The sequence below is a fragment of the Rhizobium sp. Root1212 genome, from assembly GCF_001424985.1.
GTDB lineage: Bacteria > Pseudomonadota > Alphaproteobacteria > Rhizobiales > Rhizobiaceae > Pararhizobium.
Genome location: NZ_LMDA01000027.1, coordinates 55,143 through 75,642, shown reverse-complemented (window position 1 = coordinate 75,642; position 20,500 = coordinate 55,143). Strand labels below are relative to the sequence as shown.

The 20,500-nt window shown below is 61.3% G+C and carries 21 protein-coding genes; 15 read left to right on the top strand and 6 right to left on the bottom strand.

From position 1 onward, the window contains the following. Positions 1-474 precede the first annotated feature (474 nt). The 4 genes from ASC86_RS23630 (at position 475) to ASC86_RS23615 (ending at position 2,542) form a co-directional block, all read left to right on the top strand. Positions 475-759 carry an exopolysaccharide production repressor protein gene (locus tag ASC86_RS23630; protein ID WP_056327075.1) on the top strand — a complete coding sequence of 95 codons (285 nt, stop codon included), beginning with the start codon at positions 475-477 and terminating at the stop codon, positions 757-759. A 62-nt stretch (positions 760-821) separates the two neighbouring features. Continuing rightward, positions 822-1,103 carry a type II toxin-antitoxin system ParD family antitoxin gene (locus ASC86_RS23625; RefSeq protein WP_056327073.1) on the top strand — a complete coding sequence of 94 codons (282 nt, stop codon included), beginning with the start codon at positions 822-824 and terminating at the stop codon, positions 1,101-1,103. After that, complete coding sequence (locus ASC86_RS23620; protein ID WP_056327071.1) at positions 1,093-1,404, top strand: type II toxin-antitoxin system RelE/ParE family toxin; 312 nt, start codon at positions 1,093-1,095, stop codon at positions 1,402-1,404. The genes ASC86_RS23625 and ASC86_RS23620 overlap by 11 nt, the downstream gene beginning before the upstream one ends. Before the next feature lie 133 nt (positions 1,405-1,537). After that, complete coding sequence (locus tag ASC86_RS23615) at positions 1,538-2,542, top strand: glycosyltransferase family 2 protein (RefSeq protein ID WP_056327069.1); 1,005 nt, start codon at positions 1,538-1,540, stop codon at positions 2,540-2,542. 21 nt (positions 2,543-2,563) lie between these two features. On the opposite strand, the gene ASC86_RS23610 is transcribed toward ASC86_RS23615, so the two are convergent. After that, a complete protein-coding gene (locus tag ASC86_RS23610; RefSeq protein WP_056327067.1) occupies positions 2,564-3,496 on the bottom strand; it encodes a polysaccharide pyruvyl transferase family protein in 933 nt (310 codons plus the stop codon). A gap of 31 nt (positions 3,497-3,527) precedes the next feature. Further along, positions 3,528-4,487 carry a glycosyltransferase family 2 protein gene (locus ASC86_RS23605; RefSeq protein ID WP_056327066.1) on the bottom strand — a complete coding sequence of 320 codons (960 nt, stop codon included), beginning with the start codon at positions 4,485-4,487 and terminating at the stop codon, positions 3,528-3,530. A 122-nt stretch (positions 4,488-4,609) separates the two neighbouring features. Between ASC86_RS23605 and ASC86_RS23600 the strand changes: the two genes are divergently transcribed. Then, positions 4,610-6,091, top strand: a complete 1,482-nt coding sequence (locus ASC86_RS23600) for a lipopolysaccharide biosynthesis protein (RefSeq protein WP_056327064.1) — start codon at positions 4,610-4,612, stop codon at positions 6,089-6,091. A gap of 124 nt (positions 6,092-6,215) precedes the next feature. On the opposite strand, the gene ASC86_RS26030 is transcribed toward ASC86_RS23600, so the two are convergent. Then, positions 6,216-6,521, bottom strand: a complete 306-nt coding sequence (locus tag ASC86_RS26030; RefSeq protein WP_162245032.1) for a hypothetical protein — start codon at positions 6,519-6,521, stop codon at positions 6,216-6,218. On the opposite strand from ASC86_RS26030, the gene ASC86_RS23595 reads away from it, so the two are divergent. From ASC86_RS23595 to ASC86_RS23555, 9 genes are all read left to right on the top strand, one after another. Beyond that, positions 6,472-7,581, top strand: coding sequence for an acyltransferase (locus tag ASC86_RS23595; RefSeq protein WP_156387182.1), 1,110 nt, complete (start codon positions 6,472-6,474; stop codon positions 7,579-7,581). The two genes, ASC86_RS26030 and ASC86_RS23595, sit on opposite strands and share 50 nt — an antisense overlap. 45 nt (positions 7,582-7,626) lie before the next feature. Beyond that, the gene (locus ASC86_RS23590) at positions 7,627-8,400 is read left to right on the top strand and encodes a glycoside hydrolase family 16 protein (protein WP_056327062.1); all 774 of its coding nucleotides are present in this window, start codon (positions 7,627-7,629) and stop codon (positions 8,398-8,400) included. Between the two features lie 14 nt (positions 8,401-8,414). Beyond that, positions 8,415-9,617, top strand: a complete 1,203-nt coding sequence (locus ASC86_RS23585) for a hypothetical protein (protein ID WP_056327210.1) — start codon at positions 8,415-8,417, stop codon at positions 9,615-9,617. Next, on the top strand, positions 9,610-10,608 hold the full coding sequence (locus tag ASC86_RS23580; protein ID WP_056327060.1) for a glycosyltransferase family 2 protein: 999 nt from the start codon (positions 9,610-9,612) through the stop codon (positions 10,606-10,608). The genes ASC86_RS23585 and ASC86_RS23580 overlap by 8 nt, the downstream gene beginning before the upstream one ends. Then, on the top strand, positions 10,608-11,531 hold the full coding sequence (locus ASC86_RS23575) for a glycosyltransferase family 2 protein (RefSeq protein WP_056327058.1): 924 nt from the start codon (positions 10,608-10,610) through the stop codon (positions 11,529-11,531). The genes ASC86_RS23580 and ASC86_RS23575 overlap by 1 nt, the downstream gene beginning before the upstream one ends. Beyond that, entirely contained in the window at positions 11,528-12,508 is a 981-nt protein-coding gene (locus tag ASC86_RS23570; protein ID WP_056327057.1) for a glycosyltransferase family 2 protein, read from the top strand. Before ASC86_RS23575 ends, ASC86_RS23570 begins: the two co-directional genes overlap by 4 nt. Before the next feature lie 3 nt (positions 12,509-12,511). Further along, complete coding sequence (locus ASC86_RS23565; RefSeq protein WP_056327055.1) at positions 12,512-13,417, top strand: UTP--glucose-1-phosphate uridylyltransferase; 906 nt, start codon at positions 12,512-12,514, stop codon at positions 13,415-13,417. Positions 13,418-13,487: 70 nt separating this feature from the next. Further along, positions 13,488-15,812 carry a polysaccharide biosynthesis tyrosine autokinase gene (locus ASC86_RS23560; protein ID WP_056327053.1) on the top strand — a complete coding sequence of 775 codons (2,325 nt, stop codon included), beginning with the start codon at positions 13,488-13,490 and terminating at the stop codon, positions 15,810-15,812. A gap of 66 nt (positions 15,813-15,878) precedes the next feature. After that, positions 15,879-16,514, top strand: a complete 636-nt coding sequence (locus tag ASC86_RS23555; RefSeq protein ID WP_056327051.1) for an alpha/beta family hydrolase — start codon at positions 15,879-15,881, stop codon at positions 16,512-16,514. 85 nt (positions 16,515-16,599) lie between these two features. Here ASC86_RS23555 and ASC86_RS23550 read toward each other — a convergent pair whose 3' ends face one another. Together ASC86_RS23550 and mmsB are read right to left on the bottom strand one after the other, a co-directional pair. Next, complete coding sequence (locus ASC86_RS23550; RefSeq protein ID WP_056327050.1) at positions 16,600-17,907, bottom strand: UDP-glucose/GDP-mannose dehydrogenase family protein; 1,308 nt, start codon at positions 17,905-17,907, stop codon at positions 16,600-16,602. A 139-nt stretch (positions 17,908-18,046) separates the two neighbouring features. Further along, positions 18,047-18,925: a 3-hydroxyisobutyrate dehydrogenase gene (gene mmsB, locus ASC86_RS23545; protein WP_056327208.1), complete on the bottom strand. Its 879-nt coding sequence runs from the start codon at positions 18,923-18,925 to the stop codon at positions 18,047-18,049. 210 nt (positions 18,926-19,135) lie between these two features. On the opposite strand from mmsB, the gene ASC86_RS23540 reads away from it, so the two are divergent. Continuing rightward, positions 19,136-19,435 (top strand): hypothetical protein, encoded by a 300-nt coding sequence (locus ASC86_RS23540; RefSeq protein WP_056327048.1) that lies wholly within the window; start codon positions 19,136-19,138, stop codon positions 19,433-19,435. On the opposite strand, the gene ASC86_RS23535 is transcribed toward ASC86_RS23540, so the two are convergent. Beyond that, positions 19,436-20,482 carry an AraC family transcriptional regulator gene (locus ASC86_RS23535; RefSeq protein WP_056327206.1) on the bottom strand — a complete coding sequence of 349 codons (1,047 nt, stop codon included), beginning with the start codon at positions 20,480-20,482 and terminating at the stop codon, positions 19,436-19,438. It abuts the gene before it with no gap. Between the last annotated feature and the right edge of the window lie 18 nt (positions 20,483-20,500).

Genomic DNA, 20,500 nt, shown 5'->3' with positions numbered 1-20,500 from the left:
CTTCCGGATATATTTATCTCCATTTCGCAAGGGTCGAAAAAACTTGGGTACAGTCATCCCGCACCTGATGCGGTGGAGTAATCATGCGTCGCAACATCATGCTGCGTTGCAAAAGATGTCGCCTGTAGATCGGTGAGGCCTGTAACAAAAGTTTATCCCGATATGAAAAAATACACGTATCGGAAGGTGTTTTGTATCTGATTTACTCGCGTTACAATAGAAATTGTGGCGTAATTGTGTCAGAATGAGGCTGCTTTGACCGCTTGGATTCGGGATTCGGCCGGGGCGAAGCGCATGTTCGTTACCACGGAGACGGGCCAGAGACAGTTCGCGGATGTTTTTCGCGCCGATTGCGGCTCTCACGAACTCTCCCCATATATTCTCAAGGGTTCTTTGTTTATAGTGCCGGCAGGGATCGGAGGAGGCCAGGCGGCCATGATTGTTTCAAGACGTCATCCAGGTTCGGGATAAACCATGTACGGACCGCGTGTTTTTGTCAGCATGATCGGCGCCCTCGCCGTCTTTGCCCTTGCCACCTATGCGATGAACGGCTCGCTTTGGAGCACCCTCGTCCAGACGGTCCTCTGTGCCTTGCTTCTGCAGGTCGGCTATTTCCTCGGCGTCGTTTTCCTGATCTGGAGAGCCGCGCGTGGCGGCAGGCGCGACGCCATAGAGACCCCCTCCGGCAAGGCGGGCGAGACCGAAGGCGGGGCCATACCCGTTTCCAGGTTCAACAAACCCGGCCCGACGAATTTCTAGCGTTCAAGGTTACAGGCACCCAGATTGGTGGTAATATTTACCACCAATTCGGAGATAGAGCCGTGGCAAACGTTGAAAAAATGAGTGTGTCGGTCACGCCGCAACATGCGGAAATCCTGCGAGATGCCGTGCAGAGTGGTGCCTATGCCAGCAGCAGCGAAGTCATCCGCGAAGCCATGCGCGACTGGTCTGCGAAATGGGTGCAGCGCAGGGGCGATATCGAAACGCTGCGCCTGATGTGGACCGAAGGCAAAGCCAGCGGCGCGGCGACCCCCGTCGATTTTGACGATTTGCTTGATGAAGCGCGCGCAGAACTAGCGACACCCGCGAAGCATGACCGCTAAGCTCCTCTGGACGCCTCGTGCTCGATCAGACATCAAGAAAATCTACATCGATATCGGGCGCAACCAACCAGCAAGCGCCGAGCGATATCTTCAACGCTTTCGCTCGAGGGTAGAGCTGCTGATAGCCCACCCCCGTCTCGGGGAGCGGCATCCCGAAATATTTCCATCGGTTCGCATGCTGGTGGAAGCGCCCTACGTCATCCTCTACGAAATCACCCCGGATGCCGACGGAAGGGATGTCGAGATCATTGAGATTGTGCGTGTCGTTGACGGCCGCCGCGACCTGAAGGCGCTTTTCTAAACATGCGGCGCACCCAAAAAGCGCATTGATTTTTGCTGCGCCGCGATAGCGACATGATCGCTTTCCATGGTGTGATCTGTCTTTCGAACCCTGACTTCGGAAAAAACCGAAATGAATCAAAGGAGGCGAAGAGATGGACACTGGAATCTGCGTCATCATCGCGGCGATGAATGCCGCTTCGACCATTGGCCGCGCCGTATCGACGGCGCTTCGCGAGCCGGAAACGAGGGAAGTCATCGTCATTGACGACGGATCGCGCGACGCGACGCTTGCGGCCGCGATTTCGGCCGATGACGCCAGCGGCCGCTTGAAAACCCATCGTTTCGAACAGAACCGCGGCCCGGCCGCCGCCCGCAATCAGGCGATTGCGATGTCGCATTCCCCCATTCTCGCCATTCTGGATGCGGATGATTTTCTGTTTTCCGGTCGCTTCCGCAGGCTTCTGGCGCAGCAGGATTGGGATTTCGTCGCCGACAACATCGCCTTCGTCGATGAAGCTGCCGTTTCGCGCGCGCATGCCGAGCTTGCCGACATCGAGCCTAGCCCGAAAGTCATCGACCTCAAGACCTTCGTCGAGGGCAATATTTCGAAACGCGGCGTGCGGCGTGGCGAGATCGGCTTCCTGAAGCCGCTCATGCGGCGCGATTTCCTCGAACGCCACGGCTTGCGCTACCGGGAAGACCTGCGGCTGGGCGAGGATTACGATCTTTATGCGCGGGCTCTTGCCTGCGGAGCACGCTACAAGGTCATCCATAGCTGCGGCTATGGTGCGGTCGTGCGCGGTAATTCCTTGAGCGGCAGCCATCGCACCGAAGACCTGCGGCGGCTCTATGAGGCGGATCGCGCCATTCTGGCAAGCGCTGACCTTTCGGATGCCGAACGGCAGATCATCAGCGCGCACGAGCGGCATATCCGTGCCCGTTACGAGCTTCGCCATTTTCTCGATGTGAAGACGGAAAGCGGCTTCGGACGCGCGCTGGCCTATGCGCTCGGCCACCCGGCCGCATTGCCGGCGATCGCCGGCGGTATCCTGGCCGACAAGACGCAAGGTCTTCGCAAGCGCGAAGACGCGCCGACGGCCTTGGGCGGGACCGGCAAGCTGCGATATCTCCTGACGGCACCGGCGGGGCAAAGCTGACGCTCGCCCCGCTAGCCGGCTTTAGAAATAGTCGCGGCGCACGCCGTCGAGCACATTGATGAACCGTTCCTTGCGCTCGGCAAGGACGCTATCGGCGCTGAGCTGCGGCTCGGCGCGGCTTGCCTGCCACAACGCCAGCGCCGAGGGGGCAGCGAGCATCTGCTTTGCAGCCGAGCGCAGCCCGGTTTGCCGCGGTTCCCGCTCGTGCACCATGACTTCGTCATCGTCGGTGGAGGCAGTACGCGCGGCGCCTGTCTCGAAACCCCAGAAACGGGTGCCCTTCAGCACGGCCTCGGCCCGGCTGGACACCGGAACCTGTCGCGGGCGATAGGTCACGCCCAGCGTGCTTGCCCAGTCGTTCCACTTGAAGCTGTTGATGCCGGGAGATGTGCTGACGGCAACCCACGGCACGCGGAAGGCATCCGCAAGGATGGCGCCGTGCATGGATTCGGCGATGATCAGCTCCGAGCGGGCGATATTGGCGATCACCTCCATGGCCTCGCCGCGCGGGTCGATATAGGTGACGCCAATGGTGTTGCAGACCTCCGGCCACAGCCCTGCAATTGCCGATTCCCAATGGGGTACGAAGCTTTTGCGCACGGTTTTGGGGATGTTCCTGAACTCCGGCATCTCGGCCACCATCACGGCGGGATCGATAATGCCGAGGCTTTCGTCGAGGCCCAGCTTGCGGGCGGTAAGCGGCCCTCGCACGCAGCGGATATCCCATTCCGCCGCATTGCTCATGTCCGGCAAGATGCCGTAGCCGAACCCGCTTCCCAGCACCAGTTTGTGACCGGGATCGGACAGCAGCGCCTTGTTGAGCACCGTGCCGACGCCGACGAGAAGGGTTTCGGGGTGTACGTCGCGAAACCCCGGAATGAGATAATCCCAGAGCCAGAGGTTGAGGTCATCGCCAAAATTCCCATGGTGGGATTCCCAATAATAAGGTTTCATCGAAGTCTCCTGATCGAATTGTTCGGGGGCGTCAGCGGGAAAATTTCCCGGCGGCCAGTTCCAGCGCGCTTCTCAGCAGCACCGGATCGCGCCACGCCCAGCGGGCGAGCAATTGCAGTTGCGGAAGCTTACGGCGTTTTACCAGCCGTGCCTGGCTCCAGAGCGCTTGCCGGCGCGCGGTGCTCTTGTAGGAGCGGATTGATGCGACTTCCGCCGGCCTGCGCGCAAAACGTCCTTCGAGCGTATCGAGCGCGACCCAGGTGTTGAACTGCTGCTTGAGGAATTCCGGGGAATCGTTGTCGATCCCGTGAAAGATGTTGATGCCCTCGCCGCGCACGGCGCCCGGCGCATCGCAGAGGATCACCCGGCCGGACGCCAAAACGCAATCGCAGAAGAACAGCACGTCCTCGGCCGCCAGCCTGAGCGTCGGCTCGAAGCGGATGGTCTCGAAAAGTTTTCGGCCGATCACCATGCAGGAGAGGTGAAGGAAGCTCCAGTTTTTCAGCATGACGCTGGAAAGCTCCGGCAGTTCGACCGTGAGCGGTTCCTCTTGAAGCCGGTGCACGGTCTCGGTCTTTTCGAGGTCGGCCACGCCGAAATGATAGTAGAAGGCATCACCGCCGGTGATCGACGCCCAATAGCAATTGGCCCCGAAGCGGGTCATGCCGTCATAGGCATTTTTCAGGTGATCCGGCGTCCAGACGTCGTCGGAATCGAGAAATGCCGCAAATTCGGTACCCGTGCCGATATTGTCGAGACCGGTGTTGCGTGCACCCCCCGGACCCGCATTTGGCTGGCGGATGATACGGATGCGGTCCCTCTCCTCGGAGGCAAGTGATTTCAGTTCCTCGTCAATGGGATAGGGGGATTGATCATCGACGATCAGAACGTCGAAATCGGTGAATGTCTGGGCAAAAACGGACGCGAGTGCGCGCCTCAGAATGCCCGGCTCTTTCTGGTAGTAGGGTATGATAACTGTCAGCTCTGCCATTTTTTCGCCCCTGCGGTTTCTCTAATAAGAGTTTCGTGGTCTCCTCCCACCGGGTCGTGGCCTTATGTTTTCACAAAGGCCCTCTTGGTCTTTGTTTCCCTCCTTTCATTGAGGATGCTGCCATGCCGACCGTCATCAATGCGAAATCCGTGACGCGAAACGTTGCATGGAGCGTGCTGTCAAAGACAGGCACTTTCGGGCTTAAATTTGTCACGGTGCCTATTCTGGCAAGAGTCCTGTCGCCCGAAGAGTTCGGCGCGGTGGCCGTTGCGCTGACCATCGTGCAGTTTCTGGCGATGATCGGCGGGGCCGGTCTCGCCTCGGCGCTAATCATCCAGCGCGACGAGGAAATGGAGACGATCCACTCGGTCTTCTGGGCGAATCTGGCGATTTCCTGCCTCATGGCGCTCGGCCTCTATCTCTGGGCGGAGGAGATCGCGACCCTGCTCGGCGCGGTCGAAGCGGCCTATCTCGTGAAGCTGATGGCTTTTCTCATTCCGCTGCAGCTCAGCGGCGATGTCGCCTATGCGTTGCTCGCGCGGCGCATGGAGTTCGCCAAGGATGCGCTGTGGAGCATGATTTCCGAATCGGCCGGCGCGGTGATTGCCCTCGTCCTGGCTCTGGCCGGTTTCGGGGTTTGGGCGCTGGTCGCGCAGCTTTTCCTGTCCGCCGTCATCCGGCTTGCCGGGCTTTATGCGGTCTCACGCTATACGCCGCGTCTGGTGATGTCGCCGCGCAAGGTTCTGGCGCTCAGCCGCTTCAGTCTTGGCATGATGGGCTCGGAAGTCGCCAATTTCGTCACCTTCCAGTCGCCGATGGTGGTGATTTCGCGGCATCTCGGCCTTGCCGATGCCGGCGCCTATTCGGCCGCGAACCGCTTTGCCAGCATTCCCAATCAGGTGGTGCTCTCAGCGGTCATGGGGGTGCTGTTTCCGGCCTTCAGCACAATGATGGAGGATCGCGCGCGCCGCTCAAGCGCCCTGATGCTGAGCACGCAGGTCACCACGGTGCTTCTCGCGCCGATGATGTTCGGCCTCTGGGCGCTGGCGGAGCCGGCAATGCGCGTTCTCTTCGGCGCGCAATGGGCCTATGCCTGGCCGGTGCTCGGCCTGCTGGCACTGTCGAAGGGCATCCTCACCCCCTGCAGCACCTTCGTCCCCTATCTCAAGGGTATCGGTTACGGCGGCACGCTGTTCTGGTGGGCGATCCTGCGGGCGGTGATCACGACGGCAGCCGTTGCCTACGGGGCGATGACGGGTGGCCTCGTCGATGCGATGGTCTGGCTTTGCGTCGTCAATGCCGTGGTTCTGGTTGGCTATTCCCGCGTCGTGTTCCGGGCTGACGAGATGTCCTTCCTCAAGGGCTTCTTCATCTGCTGCCGTCCGATGCTGACGGCGGCCATCATGGCGGTTGTCGTCAGGCTGCTGCTCGATCACTACGGCAGCCTCGTTCCGAACCAAGTCCTGCAACTCATCGCAGGTGCAGCAATCGGCGGACTGCTCTACGCCCTCCTCGTTCTAGCGACGGAGCGCGCCCTCATTTCCAGGCTGATGGAATTTGTCCATCGCCGTCGCGCGCCGGCTGTCGAGGTGCCGGCGGAATAAAGGCGCACCCCGTATCGTTGCCGCAGTCTCGCCATGATTCGAGCCGTTGCCGGCATGAACGGCCGTAATTTTCTGCATCCTGAAATAGAATTTATGCATTTATAGCCCTGCTTGATTGTAAATTTCATCTTATTTTAGCAATCGCTTCAAGTCCCTTGAACCGGGGGATTTTCCGGTCTGGGATGAAAGGATCGGTCCGAAAATCCCATAAAATTTTCCGGTTGAAATGCTGCGCTGCGGTAAAAAGCCGAAAACTTTTTTGCTGCACTGCCATATTTTTCCGACCGATGGAGCCTAGCTTATTGGCTGCGGGCTCAAGTCTGCTCTTTTGAAACGGCGCATCAAAAAGCCGCCCAACAGGAGTGACTGACATCGTGGATATGAACGCGAATGTTTCGTCGCGGATCAATCTGATGCGCATTTTGCTCATCTCGGGGATCGTCTTCGTGCACGTTCCCTACGATCCGGCAAACAGCCCTTTTCTGGGCACATACGGCATGATCGACTGGCTCCGGGTGTTTCTCGGGGACAGCCTGTTTCGCGTGGGCGTGCCCTGCCTCAGCGCCATTTCGGGTTATCTGCTGTTCCGCAAGGGCGGTTTCGATTATACCCGCACGCTGCGCAGCAAGGCCTCGACCGTACTCTTGCCGTTCCTGCTGTGGAACCTGAGTTTCCTCGCCTTCGTCGCACTCGCCCAAAGCCGCGGCATGGGTTTCGGCTACCTGCCGGATGTACTCCACGCGAGCCCGCGGGAGTTGGCAAGCTTCGCGTTCGCGGTTGAGGCATGGCCTATCAATCTGCCGCTCTATTTTCTGCGCGACCTGTTGCTGTGCCTGATCCTGTCGCCACTTCTCGCCTTTCTGATGCGGCGCTATCCGCGCGCTACGCTTCTGGTTTTTCTGCTCTATGCGGTGCTGCCGTTGCCCAACCTGATCTTCCTGAAGAAATCGATCCTGTTCGGCTTCAGCGTCGGGATCGGCGTGGCGCTTCACAAGGTCGATCTCGCGGCTATCGATCGCCATGCGAAGGCGATCCTGCTCGTGGTGCTTTCCGCCACTGCGCTGCTGTCGGCCGGCCTCTATCTGACCGGCCCCGAGTTTCCCCTCTGGCTCGATATGACGCGCAGCCTGATCGCCCTCACCGGCATTCTCGGTTCCTGGGCCTTGTCGGCGCTGCTGGTCCAGACGCGGGTCGGGCAACGCCTGTCGCGCGGCGGCGGGCTGAGTTTCTGGATCTTCTGCGGTCACTATCCGCTGCTGATCGTCCTCTGGATGATCTGGAACAGGATTGGATCGGCGGATTACCCGTTGTTCTACGCGCTCGCCCCGGTGCTCGCGATCAGCATCCTCGTTGCGACACACGCTTTGGCGCAGGCCTTTTTCCCACGGCTTCATGCCTTGCTCACCGGAAACCGCATTCGGGCCAACCGGCCGAAATCGGATGCGGAGCGCGCCGCCGGCGCCGCCGACTACGCAACCCAGTCTCGATAACCGCCCCAAGGCCTGGCTCGAACCAACGTAAGGACGACATCGACCATGACGACACGATACACCCTGCTTGCCCTTGCCATCGCTACGGGCCTTTCCTCCCCGGCTTTCGCGCAGGAAGGTGCGGCAGGCACTTCCTTCGTCGAAGACTTCGATCGGCTCGACCCGGCGATCTGGTATGTCTCCGATGGCTGGAATAACGGCGCGCATCAGAACTGCACCTGGTCGAAGGACCAGGTTGGTGTCGCCGATGGCATGCTGACCCTCACCTTCGAACAGAAGGACAAGGGTGAACGGCAATATGTTTGCGGCGAGATCCAGACGAAGAAGCGTTTCGGCTACGGCACCTATGAGGTGCGGATGAAGACGGCCGACGGCTCGGGGCTGAATTCCGCCTTCTTCAGCTATATCGGCCCGGCCGACAAGAAGCCGCATGACGAGATCGATTTCGAGGTGCTGGGCAAGAACCCGGCCAAGGTGCAGCTCAACCAGTATGTCGGTGCCAAGGGCGGCAACGAAAAACTGGCCGATGTCGAAGGCGGCGCCAACAGCGATTTCCACGACTACGCCTTCGTCTGGCAGAAGGACCGGCTGCGTTACTATGTCGATGGCAAGCTGGTGCAAGAGGTGACGGACGCCGCGAAGCTTCCGACCAACGCCCAGAAAATCTTCGTCAGCCTGTGGGGCACCGATACGCTAAAGGACTGGATGGGCGCGTTTTCCTATTCTCAGCCTGCGACCCTGCAGGTCGATCGCATCGCCTTCACCGCCGAAGGCGATGCATGCCAGTGGGCCGGCTCCATCGCCTGCGCGCTGAACTGAAGCAGGAAAAAGCGATGCTTCATATTCTCTATCTCGCGCATGATCTCGCCGATCCCGCCATTCGACGCCGGCTTCTGACGCTGCAGGCAGGCGGTGCGGAGGTGACGCTTGCCGGCTTTCGCCGCGGCAAAGGCTCGGCTGTTGCCTTCGAAACGGTCTGGCCGTTCGAACTGGGCGTGACGGAGGATGCACGTTTTCTGCAGCGGACGGCGACGGTTGCAAAAGCGTGTTTCAACCTTCCGGCACGGTTGAAGTCCGTCCGCAAGCCGGATGTGATCATCGCCCGCAATCTCGAAATGCTGGCCGTAGCCCGCCGCGCCAACAGCCTTTTCGGCGGTGATGTGCCGATCGTTTATGAATGCCTCGATATCCATCGCCTGCTGTTGCGGCAGGATGCTATCGGCAAGGCGATGCGGGCGGCGGAAGCCCGGTTCGGGCGCGATATCCGCCTGCTGATCACCAGTTCCCCGGCTTTCGTGGAGAATTATTTCCGGCCGCTTTCCGCGCTCGATGCGCCTGTGCTGCTGCTGGAAAACAAGGTGTTCGATCTGGCTGAAGAAACGGCCACGGTGCCGAAGGCACGGCCGCCGGAACAGGGAGCGCCGTGGAAGATCGGCTGGTTCGGGGCCTTGCGCTGCCGCAAATCGCTCCAGATTCTTTCCGAATTTTCGCGCGCGATGGACGACAAGGTCGAGATCGTCCTGCGCGGCCGGCCCGCCTATTCCGAATTCGATGATTTCGATGGTCAAGTTGCGGCCGCGCCGCATGTGAGCTTTCACGGCCCCTATCGCAACCCCGAAGACCTGCTGTCGACCTATGGCGAAATTCAGTTTTCCTGGGCCATCGATTTCTTCGAAGAAGGGCTGAATTCGCAGTGGTTGCTGCCAAACCGGCTCTATGAAAGCTGCCGTCATGGCGCGGTGCCGATTGCGCTTGAAGGAACGGAAACGGCCCGCTTCCTGAAGACCCGCGGCATCGGCCTCATCCTGCCGGATACGCGCCTCGAAACACTGCGCGAGACCTTCGCGGCCATGGATCAAGCCCGCTATCTCACCGCCTTCGAGCGCCTTGCCGCGCAGGATGCGCGCCAGTGGACCGTCGATCGGGCCGATTGCCGGGCGCTTGTCCAGCGGCTCGCATCGGTCTCGTCGGCACCGCGCGTTTCCGCCGCCTTCTCGTCCCCATCAGCACCAACGAGGGTGAACCTGAATGACTGAACCTCGCACTCTCATCGTCATCCCCTGCCTCAATGAGGAGGCCCATATCGGCCCGCTCATCGACCAGCTCGGCCCGGCCATGGAAGCGCTCGATGCCCGCCTCCTCGTCGTCGACGGCGGCAGCACGGATGCGACGCGCGCCATCGTTGCCGGCATCACTGCGGAAAATCCCCGCGTGACGATGCTGGACAATCCCAAGCGTATCCAGAGCGCCGCCATCAATCTCGCCGTCGATCGTTTCGGCGATGACTATTACTATCTCATCCGTATCGACGCCCATGGCAGCTACCCGGATGATTATTGTGAGGTGCTGGTGCGTGAGGCGATCGAGACGGGTGCGGATTCCGTTGTGGTCGCGATGCAGACGGTCGGCTTCGACACCTTCCAGAAGGCGACCGCCTATGCCCAGAATTCCAGGCTCGGCAATGGCGGCTCCAAGCATCGGGTCGGCTCGACCGGCCATTGGGCCGATCATGGCCATCACGCCCTGATGCGGATTTCCGCCTTCAAGGCCGTCGGCGGCTATGACGAGGCCTTCAGCCACAACGAGGATGCGGAATTCGATTACCGTCTCAACAAGGCCGGCCATCGCATCTGGATGACCGACCGCACGAGCATGGTCTATTATCCGCGCTCCAGCATCGGCCCGCTGTTCCGGCAGTATTTTGCCTATGGCCGCGGCCGCGCGCGGAATTTTCTCAAGCATCGGGTCCGTCCCGGCCTGCGCCAGATGATCCCGCTTTCCGTCGCCCCGCTTGCTGTTGGCGCCCTGCTTGCGGTCATCAATTGGGCGGCAGTGATCCCGGTCGGTGTGTGGGCCTTGGCCTGCATTGCCTATGGCTTCTGGATGGCGATCGGGGAGCGCAATCCTTACGGGCCGCTCGCGGCGGTCTCCGCCATGGTCATGCACTTTGCCTGGTCTGCCGGTTTCTGGCGCGAGCTTCTGGCGGGGCGGCAGGGCCGCGCGGTTCTTGCCGGGGAGGTGGCGTGATGAACACAGCCAACCAACCGATCCGCGTTGATATCGCCGTCTGCACCTTCCGCCGGCCGATGCTGGAACAGACGCTTCGGTCGCTGGCAAACCTCACGGTTCCGCCGGGCTATGCCGTGCGCGTCATCGTCGCCGACAACGACACGGTGCCGAGCGCGAAGCCGCTCGTCGATCGGCTGCGTTTACCCTTCGAAATCCACTATATGCATTGCCCCGCCGGCAACATCTCGATTGCGCGCAATGCCTGCCTGGATCATGCCCGCGGCACATTCCTCGCCTTCATCGACGACGACGAAACCGCGTCGTCGGATTGGCTCGTCCATCTGATCGTGCAGCAGCGGGAGCTTTCCGCCGATGTCGTGCTTGGGCCGGTGAAGGCCGAATATGCCGAACCGGCGCCACGCTGGATGAAGAGCGCGGACATCCACTCGACCCGTCCCGTCTGGATTTCCGGCGAAATTCGCACCGGCTACACCTGCAATGTGCTGCTCGACCTCCGCTCGAAGGCGATTGCCCGCCGCCGTTTCAGCCTTGCTCTCGGCAAGACCGGCGGCGAGGACACGGAATATTTCACACTCGTCAAACAGGCCGGGGGCCGCATTGTCTTTGCTGCCGATGCCTGGGTGTACGAGCCGGTTCCGGAAAACCGCGCGACGCTTTCCTGGCTCGCCCGCCGCCGCTTCCGCATGGGCCAGACCCACGGCCGCCTGCTCTTGGAACAGGGGTCGTCGTCGCTTGTGAAACAGCTTACCCTCGCCGGCGCCAAGGCTGGCTTCTGCGCCGTGGCATCCTTGCTGACCGTCCTTTCTCCCGTCAGCCGTTACCACTACGCCCTGCGCGCGGTGCTGCATGCCGGCGTCGTCAGCGGCCTTTTCGGCGTGCGCGAGATCGAGCAATACGGTGCAACGGAGACGCCTGCATGAGCGTACCCGATGTCTCCTTCATCATCGCCGCCTACAACAGCGCGAAAACCATCCGCCGCGCGGTGGAAAGTGCGCTGGCTCAAAGCGATGTGACAGTCGAAGTCATCGTGATCGACGATTGCTCGGCGGATGAAACGCGCGATGTGGTTTCCGCGATCGCCGATGAGCGCGTGCGGTTGATCCCGCTCGCGCGAAACCGCGGTCCCGGCGGCGCCCGCAATGCCGGGTTTGATGCGGCAAGGGGGCGTTGGCTCGCCATTCTCGATGCCGATGATGAAGTCGAGCCGCAGCGGCTTTCCCGGATGATCGAAAAGGCTGCGAACCTGAATGCCGATATCGTCGTCGACAATCTCGACGTGATCGACGGCGACGGCGTGCGCAGCAGCATGTTCACGGTGGATGCCCTCCATGCGCAGCCGCTGCTGACATTGCCGGCCTTCATCGATTCCAACCGGCTTTTCCACGCCACGCACAATTTCGGCTATCTGAAGCCGGTGTTCCTGCGCAGTTTCATCGAGACCCACGGCCTGCGGTTCGATGAAAAGCTGCGCATCGGTGAGGACTATATTCTGCTGGCTTCCGCCCTCGCCTCCGGCGGCCTCTGCGCCATCGAGCCGTCCGCGGGCTATATCTATCACATCCGCGAAGGATCGATTTCCCGCGTGCTGCGGCTCGATCACGTCGAAGCGATGATCGCCGGCGATGCGCGCTTCACCGCCGCCTTTACGCTGGATTCCGAGGCGCAGGCGGCCCAGACGCGCCGTGCCCGCAGCCTTGTCGATGCCTATGATTTCCTGACCCTCATCGAACAGATGAAGGCGCGCTCCCTAAGCGGCGTGCTGCGCACCGCGCTCGCCAATCCGCGGGCGGTGCGGCACCTGCGCCTGCCGGTCAAGGCGCGTTTCGAGCGGATGGCCGCCCAGTTCGGCCGTTCGTCTTCCACTCCGGGCAAGGCCCACAACCCAAGCAAAGGATAAGCCATGGATCTCAGGAAAACCGTGAGGAAAGCCGTCATTCCGGTCGCAGGCAATGGAACCCGCTTCCTGCCGGCGACGAAGGCGATGCCCAAGGAAATGCTGACGATCGTCGATCGTCCGGTGGTGCAATATGCCGTCGATGAGGCCCGCGAGGCCGGCATCGAGCACATCGTCTTCGTGACCGGCCGCAACAAGCAGGCGATCGAGGATCACTTCGACGATGTGCCGGAGCTGCTCTCGTCGCTGACCCGTTCCGGCAAGAGCGCCCAGCTTCTCGAACTGGAAACGATGCTGCCGACCGCCGGCTCCGTCAGCTTCACCCGCCAGCAGGCGCCGCTCGGTCTCGGCCATGCCGTCTGGTGCGCCCGCGATCTGATCGGTGACGAGCCCTTCGCGCTGCTGTTGCCGGACATGATCTGCCACGGCACGCGCGGCTGCATGGCCGGCCTCGCCGATCTCTACGGCACGGTCGGCGGCAATGTCGTCGGCGTCGAGCAATGCACTCCGACCGAGACCTCTCAATATGGCATCGTCGGCAAGGGCAGCGCCGTTCCGCACGGCTTTGCCGTGACGCAAATGGTTGAAAAGCCGCGCGCAGATGAAGCGCCGTCGAATTTTTATCTGAACGGTCGCTACATCCTGCAGCCGGAAATCTTCGGCCTTCTCGCCCACCAGCAGCGCGGCGCCGGCAACGAAATCCAGCTGACCGACAGCATGGTCAAGCTCGCGGAAAATCAGCCGTTTCACGCCCATCCCTATGCCGGCCGCACCTTCGATTGCGGCTCCAAGCAGGGCTTCATCGAAGCCAATGTCGCCTTCGCGCTCGGGCGCGAGGATATCGGCGGCCCGGTCTTCGATTCGATCAGTGCCATGGTTGCGTCTCATCAAGGCCGTATCAACGTCGCATGATCCATTTCCCGGCCGGCAGCTTTGACGGCCGGGAAAACGTCAAGGCCCCACAGAAGAAAAAGAGGCGTCCATGAACCAAAGAAGCCTACCGCTCGGCAGACCTATCCCACGAGAGTTGGAGCAATCCGAACCCTTCATCGATCTCGACAGGCTGCTGGCCGCCATCCTGCGGCATGTGAAGGCGATCATGGTTTTTACCCTGGCGTTTCTCGCTCTCGGGGCGGTGTATCTCGTCGTCACGACGCCGGTGTACACCTCGATGACCCAGATTTTGCTCGATGACACGCTGTCGCGCTATGCCGAAGACGAGCAGCAATCGCCGCAGAACAGCCAGCAGGTCGATACCCGCATTGCCAGCGCCGTGGAAATCCTGAAATCCGGCACGCTTGCTGAGCGCGTCGTCGCCGAAGCCAAGCTGCAGGACAACGACACCGTGCTCAATCCGTCGGTGACGCCGGCCTCCGTCGTCAAATCCTGGATCAAATCGATCACGTCGGCATTCTCGGTCGCAACGCCCGTCTCGGAAGATGCGGCCCGCAACGGCCGGGAAAAGAAGGCGGCAGCCATGGTGCAGCAAGCGGTCAAGGTCGAGCGTGTAGCGCGTAGCGCCGTGGTTGCCGTTTCCTATACTTCGCCCGATCCGAAGCTGGCGGCAAAGGTCGCCAAGACTTATGCCGATGCCTATCTGTCCGATCAGCTCGGCGCCAATTTCGATGCTTCCGAGCGCGCCTCCGTCTGGCTGCAGGAGCGGCTTTCCGATCTCGCCCAGCGCGCCCAGACGGCATCCATGGAGGTCGAAGCCTACAAGCGCGCCAACAATCTGACCTCGACGCGCGGCGAGCTGATGTCTGAACAGCAGCTTTCCGACCTCAACAGCCAGCTGATCATCGCCCAGGCCGATGTCGCCAGCACCGCTGCGCGCTACAACCAGTTCAAGGCGATCCTCGAAAAAGGCCCGGAAAACGCCGTCGAGAACGCCACCTTGTCCTCCAAGGAGATGGACGGTTCCGTCATCCAGAACCTGAAGGAGCGTTACCTCGCCGTCAGCAAGCGCGAAGTCGATATCTCCAAGGCGTTTGGCGCGGATCATCCGCAGGCCGTATCGCTACGCGCGGAAAAGACCGATCTTTCCGGGCAGATTTACCGCGAATTGCAGCAGCTGACGGCAAGCTACGGAAATGAATACCAGGTCGCCCAGTCTCGCGAAAAATCCTTGCGCGAAAGCATCGACAATGTTGCCGGCAAGAATTCCGACAACAACGACGCCCTTGTCCACCTGCGGGAACTGGAACAGAAGGCCGGCGCGCTGAAGGCGGTCTACGAAACCTATCTCAGCCGCTACGAGCAGGCCTCGCAGCAGCGCTCCTTCCCGATCGCCAAGGCGCGTATCATTTCGGAGGCTGGCGTTCCGGTCTCGCCGTCGAGCCCGAAAAAGGCCATGACGCTGGCGCTCTCGGCCGTTCTCGGGCTGATGTTCGGCTCGGCCTACGCCTTCTTCCGTGAGATGCAGGAGCGCAGCTTCCGGCTTTCGAACGATGTGCGCTCGGTGCTCGGCCACAAATCGCTCGGCTATCTGCCGATTGTCGGCAAGAAGCCGCAGCCGAAACGCACGCTGAAGGAAGCGCTTTTCGCCCCGAAGCAAGAACCGCAGCCTGAGGCCGAAACCCTGCCGCTGGAGCGCATGACCCGCGTTGCCTGGGATGCGCCCCGTTCGGTCTTCGCCGAGACGTTGCGCCATGCCAAGCATGCCTGCGAGGCGATGTTGCGGCAGCGGCCGACCAAGGTGATCGGTGTCGTCTCCTCGGCTCCCAACGAGGGCAAGACCACGGTCGCCGCCAATTTCGCGATCCAGCTGGCCGCTTCCGGCCGGCGCACGCTTTTGATCGATGCCGACCTGCGCAATCCCGGCCTCAGTCGCATGTTCAATCCGCCGCCCAAGACGGGGTTGATGGAGGCTTTGGCCGGCGAGTTGTCATGGATGCAGGCGATCAAGGTCGATCAGAAGACCAAGCTTGCGGTGCTGCCGATCACGCCGCGTGAGGTCAAGTCGCGCGAGCCGTTCAGCAACGAGACCCTGTCTTCGCCCGAAATGGCCGATCTGATCGAAAGCGCCCGCCAGGCCTTCGACTACGTCATCGTCGATCTGGCGCCGCTCGGCCCGGTGGTCGATGCCAAGATGTTTGCGCCGCATGTCGATGGTTTCCTGTTCGTCATCGAATGGGGCAAGACGCCGACGCGGCTGGTGAAGGACTTGCTGGATGCCGAACCCGAGATCAACACCAAGATCCTGGGTGTCATCCTCAACAAGACCGACATGGCCGAGCTACCGAAATACAGCGACTATGGCGGCGCGGAGAAATTCCGCACGCAATATGCCAAGTATTACACGGATTGAGCTTTTCCGCCCGTTGCCCGCCGGCCCTGAACGGGGCTAAACGAGGCAACGGATGGGGAGAAGGCCATGGTCAATTTCATCTTCGACGGCGAGCCGGATGCCGGAGTGACGATCCTGCTCGCCCACGGCGCCGGCGCCCCGATGGATTCCGCTTCGATGAATGCGGCAGCCGCAAGCCTTGCCGGGGCCGGCTTCCGCGTTGCCCGTTTCGAGTTCGGCTACATGGCCGCACGGCGAAGCGAAGGCGTGCGAAAGCCGCCACCGAAGGCGGAGAAACTCAATCCCGAATTTATCGTTGCCATCGAAAGTCTTGCTGCAAAGGGACCGCTCATCATCGGCGGCAAGTCCATGGGCGGCCGGGTTGCGAGCATGGTGGCAGACGGGCTTTTTGCCGAAGGCAGAATCGCCGGTCTGCTCTGCCTCGGCTATCCTTTCCATCCACCGGGCAAGCCGGAAAACCTGCGCACGAAACATCTCGAAAACCTGCAGACACCGACCTTTATCGTGCAGGGAACCCGCGATGAATTCGGGACGCGGCCGGAGGTGGAAGGCTATTCGCTTTCGAAAAACATCCGCGTTTTCTGGCTCGAAGACGGCGATCACGACCTCAAGCCGCGCAAGAGCATTTCCGGCTTTTCCGCGGCGGATCATTTGAAGACGATGGCGGCGGCGGTGCAGGATTGGGTGGCCGCGCTCGTTTGATGGCGTACCGCAGCAATGACGTTTATGCGCCATCGCCGCGATATGCTTGATCTTTGTTGTAACGAGACTGCTGCGAAGCAGCCCGTTATTCGGCCCGTCCGATGCTTGTATAGCTGAAGCCGTGTTTTTGTAGGGCTTCCTTGCTGTAGATATTGCGCAGATCGACGAGCACCGGCGTATTCATGATGCTTTTCAGCCGCGCAAAGTCCAGCGCCCGGAATTGGTTCCATTCCGTGACGATAACGAGCACATCCGCACCTTCGGCAGCATGGTAAGGCGTATCGCTGTAGATGATGTCCTCGATGATCTTGCGGGCATTTTCCATGCCCTCGGGATCGTAGCCGGTGACGATGGCACCGGCATCCTGCAGCGTCTGGATGACAGCGATAGCCGGGCTGTCGCGCATGTCGTCGGTGTTCGGCTTGAAGGTCAGTCCGAGCACGCCAATGCGTTTGCCCCGCACATCACCGCCAGCCGCCTGGATCACCTTGCGGCCCATCGCACGCTTGCGGTTGTCGTTGATCGCAACGGTCGTCTCGATCAGCCGAACCGGGCTCTCATGATCCTGCGCTGTCTTGACCAGCGCGATGGTATCCTTCGGAAAGCAGGAGCCGCCGTAACCGGGGCCGGCATGCAGGAACTTCGAGCCGATGCGTCCATCGAGGCCGATCCCGCGGGCAACCTCCTGGACATCGGCCCCGACCTTCTCGCAAAGATCGGCCATTTCGTTGATGAAGGTGATCTTCATCGCAAGAAAGGCATTGCCGGCATATTTGATCAGTTCCGACGTCCGTCGCGATGTAAACAGAAGCGGCGCCTGATTGAGGTAAAGCGGTCGGTAAACATCGGTCATCACGCTGCGGGCACGCTCGTCGCTGAGACCGATGACGATCCGGTCCGGCCGCTTGAAATCGTCGATGGCGGCACCTTCGCGCAGGAATTCCGGGTTGGAAACCACCGCGATATCGGCAGCCGGATTGGCCTCCCGCATGATCCGCTCGACTTCATCGCCAGTGCCGACCGGGACGGTGGATTTGGTGACGATGACGGTAAACCCGGAAACATGCTCTGCAACTTCGCGCGCTGCCGCATAGACATAGGAAAGGTCGGCATGGCCATCGCCACGGCGTGAGGGTGTGCCGACGGCAATGAAGATCACATCGCTCGACGGAACGCAGGCCGCTAGATCCGTCGAAAAGCTCAGGCGGCCGGAAGCGGTATTCTGTGCAACCAGTTGCTCCAGGCCCGGCTCGAAAATCGGAATCCTGCCGGCCTTCAAGGCCTCGACTTTGCTTTCATCTTTGTCGACGCAGATGACGTCGTGGCCGAAATCGGCAAAGCAAACACCGGATACAAGCCCGACATAGCCGGCGCCAATCATCGTAATACGCATCAAATCCTCAAATCAAATTGAGCCATAAACTGTTTTCGCGTGTTCTCGGGAACAGCGGATTCCGGGAATACTAGTGCCGAATGCTCCGGCGTTTTGCAACGCACAATCGATTCTAGCGTAAACGGCGACCGCTTCGAACTTATCCCGCCCGCAACATCTCGATAATGGCGGAAAAATCGCGCGCGCCATTGCCCTGCTTTTCAAAGAGACTGTAGATCTGCGCCGCTTCCGCACCGAGCGGTGTCGAGGCGCCGGTGGCGATGGCGGCCTGCTGGGCGAGCGTCAGATCCTTCAGCATCAGCGCCGCAGCAAAACCGGGCGTGTAGTCGTTGTTGGCCGGCGATGTCGGAACGGGGCCGGGCACCGGGCAATAGGTGGTCAGCGACCAGCACTGGCCGGACGATGTGGAAGCGACATCGAACAGCGCCTGATGCGAAAGCCCGAGCTTTTCGCCGAGCGCAAAGGCTTCGCAGACCCCGATCATCGAAATGCCGAGCATCATGTTGTTGCAGATCTTGGCCGCCTGCCCTGCACCGTCGCCACCGCAATGCACGATCTTGCGGCCCATGGTTTCGAGGATCGGCTTTGCCCGCTCGAAGGCCTCGGCCGCGCCGCCGGCCATGAAGGTCAGCGTGCCGGCCGCCGCGCCGCTGGTGCCGCCGGATACCGGTGCATCGAGCGAGGGGCAGGCGCGCAGCGCCGCCATTTCGTGGGCGGCACGGGCGCTTTCCACATCGATCGTGGAGCAATCGATCAGCAGCGTGCCCTCGCTCACCAGCGTCGAAAGCTCCTTCCAGACGGAAACGACATGCTCGCCCTTGGGCAGCATGGTGATGACGCAATCGGCGCCCGAGATGGCATCCGCCAAGCTGGCGGCGGGGGTGACGCCGGTTGCCGTTGCCGCATCGAGAAGTGCGGGCACCAGATCGAAGCCGTTGATGGCATGGCCGGCTTTGACGAGATTGGCAGCCATCGGGCCACCCATATGACCCAGTCCAATGAATGCGATCGTGCTCATATCGCGGCCCTCCCTGGCCTTGTCGATGTGTGCCGCTCCACGCTGCCAAGACAGCGTGGCCTCCCCGGCCACCATAAGGGAATCTACCGCCTTTCGCGCAATCCTCCAGAGCGGCCGCCACATTTTCCGCAAAGGGCTTGACCCTTGGCAGAACCGGGCGGCGGGCGCTATGGTTGCATATCTGACGTCATGGATATCAAGGGGGTAGCGATGATCACGGGTGCGCAATGCCGGGCCGCAAGGGCGCTTTCGGAACTCTCGCTGGAAACGCTGGCACGGCTGGCAAAGATCGACGCCGACGTCATCGATGCCTTTGAAAGCAAGCTTTCCGAACCGGATGCCGAAACGATCTCGCTGCTGGAGACGACGCTGGAGGCGGCAGGCGTGGTGTTCCTTCCTGAAAATGGCGCGGGTGCCGGCGTGCGGCTGAAATTCAACCGCTCCGAGACCCGCCGCATCGCCATTCTCGAAGGCGAAGGCGGTATCGTCGGCAATGACGACGTGCCATGATCACCCCTCCCGGCGAAATTCCGCCGGGCTCTTTCCCGTCCATTTGCGGAAGGCGCGATAGAAGGCGCTCGGCTCCGAAAAGCCGAGATCGGCGGCGATTTCGCTGATGCTGCCGGCCGTGTTCATCAGCCGGTCGATGGCAAGGTCGCGGCGGATATCGTCCTTGATGCCGGCAAAATTCTGGCCCTCGGCCTGCAGCCGGTGGCGCAGGGTGGAGGGCGACATGCGCATCTGGCCGGCCAGAGCTTCGAAGCTCGACCAGCTTGCCGGCGGTGTCTGGCGCAGCCGGCGGCGTACCGCGGCGGCGAGGCCGGCATCATAGCGATAGCGCACGAGGATATTGGCCGGCGCACCGCGCAGGAATTGCTTTAGCGCCTGTTCGCTGCGGGCGATCGGCAGCTTCAGCACCGTCCTGTCGAGCGTGAGGCAGCTGACATCGGCATCGAACTGCACCGGCGCACCGAAAAACAGCCGGTAATCCGCCCCCTGCTGCGGCTCGGCACAGCGGAAATCGACGCGGCGGATGGGAATACGGCGGCCGACGAGCCAGCAGGCGATGCCGTGCAGCAAGATCCAGTAGGTGCGATAGGCAAAGGCCGAACGCGGTGCGCCGCGATCATGCAGCAGAATTTCCGCCGTGCTGTCGCCCAGCACCAACTCGCCTCTCGGGTCTTCCAGCACGACATCGAGAAAGCGGAGCGCCCGCCGCAACGCATGTTCGAGCGTCGGCGCATGCAGGATGCAGTGGCAAAGCAAAGTGAAGCTGCCGCTGCGCATCGGCCGCGCCGCCATGCCGAAGAATTCGTCGTCGAGCGCGGTGGCGATCGCCAGCCACAATTCGCCATAGGTCTCCGCCGAGATCGGCCGATCGATGGCGGGCGGCAGGCCAAGGGTGGTGAGCACCGGCGCGACCGGCTTTCCCGCGCGGCGCAGGCTGTCGAGCGCCTCCTCCACGAAGGAAGGCGAAATCATGCGGCGGTCGGTATCCTGCGCGTTCATAAAGGCAGTATGGCAAAACTGGCCGAAAAATCGAGACATTCCGGTCATCGTTTGCAACAGGCGGCC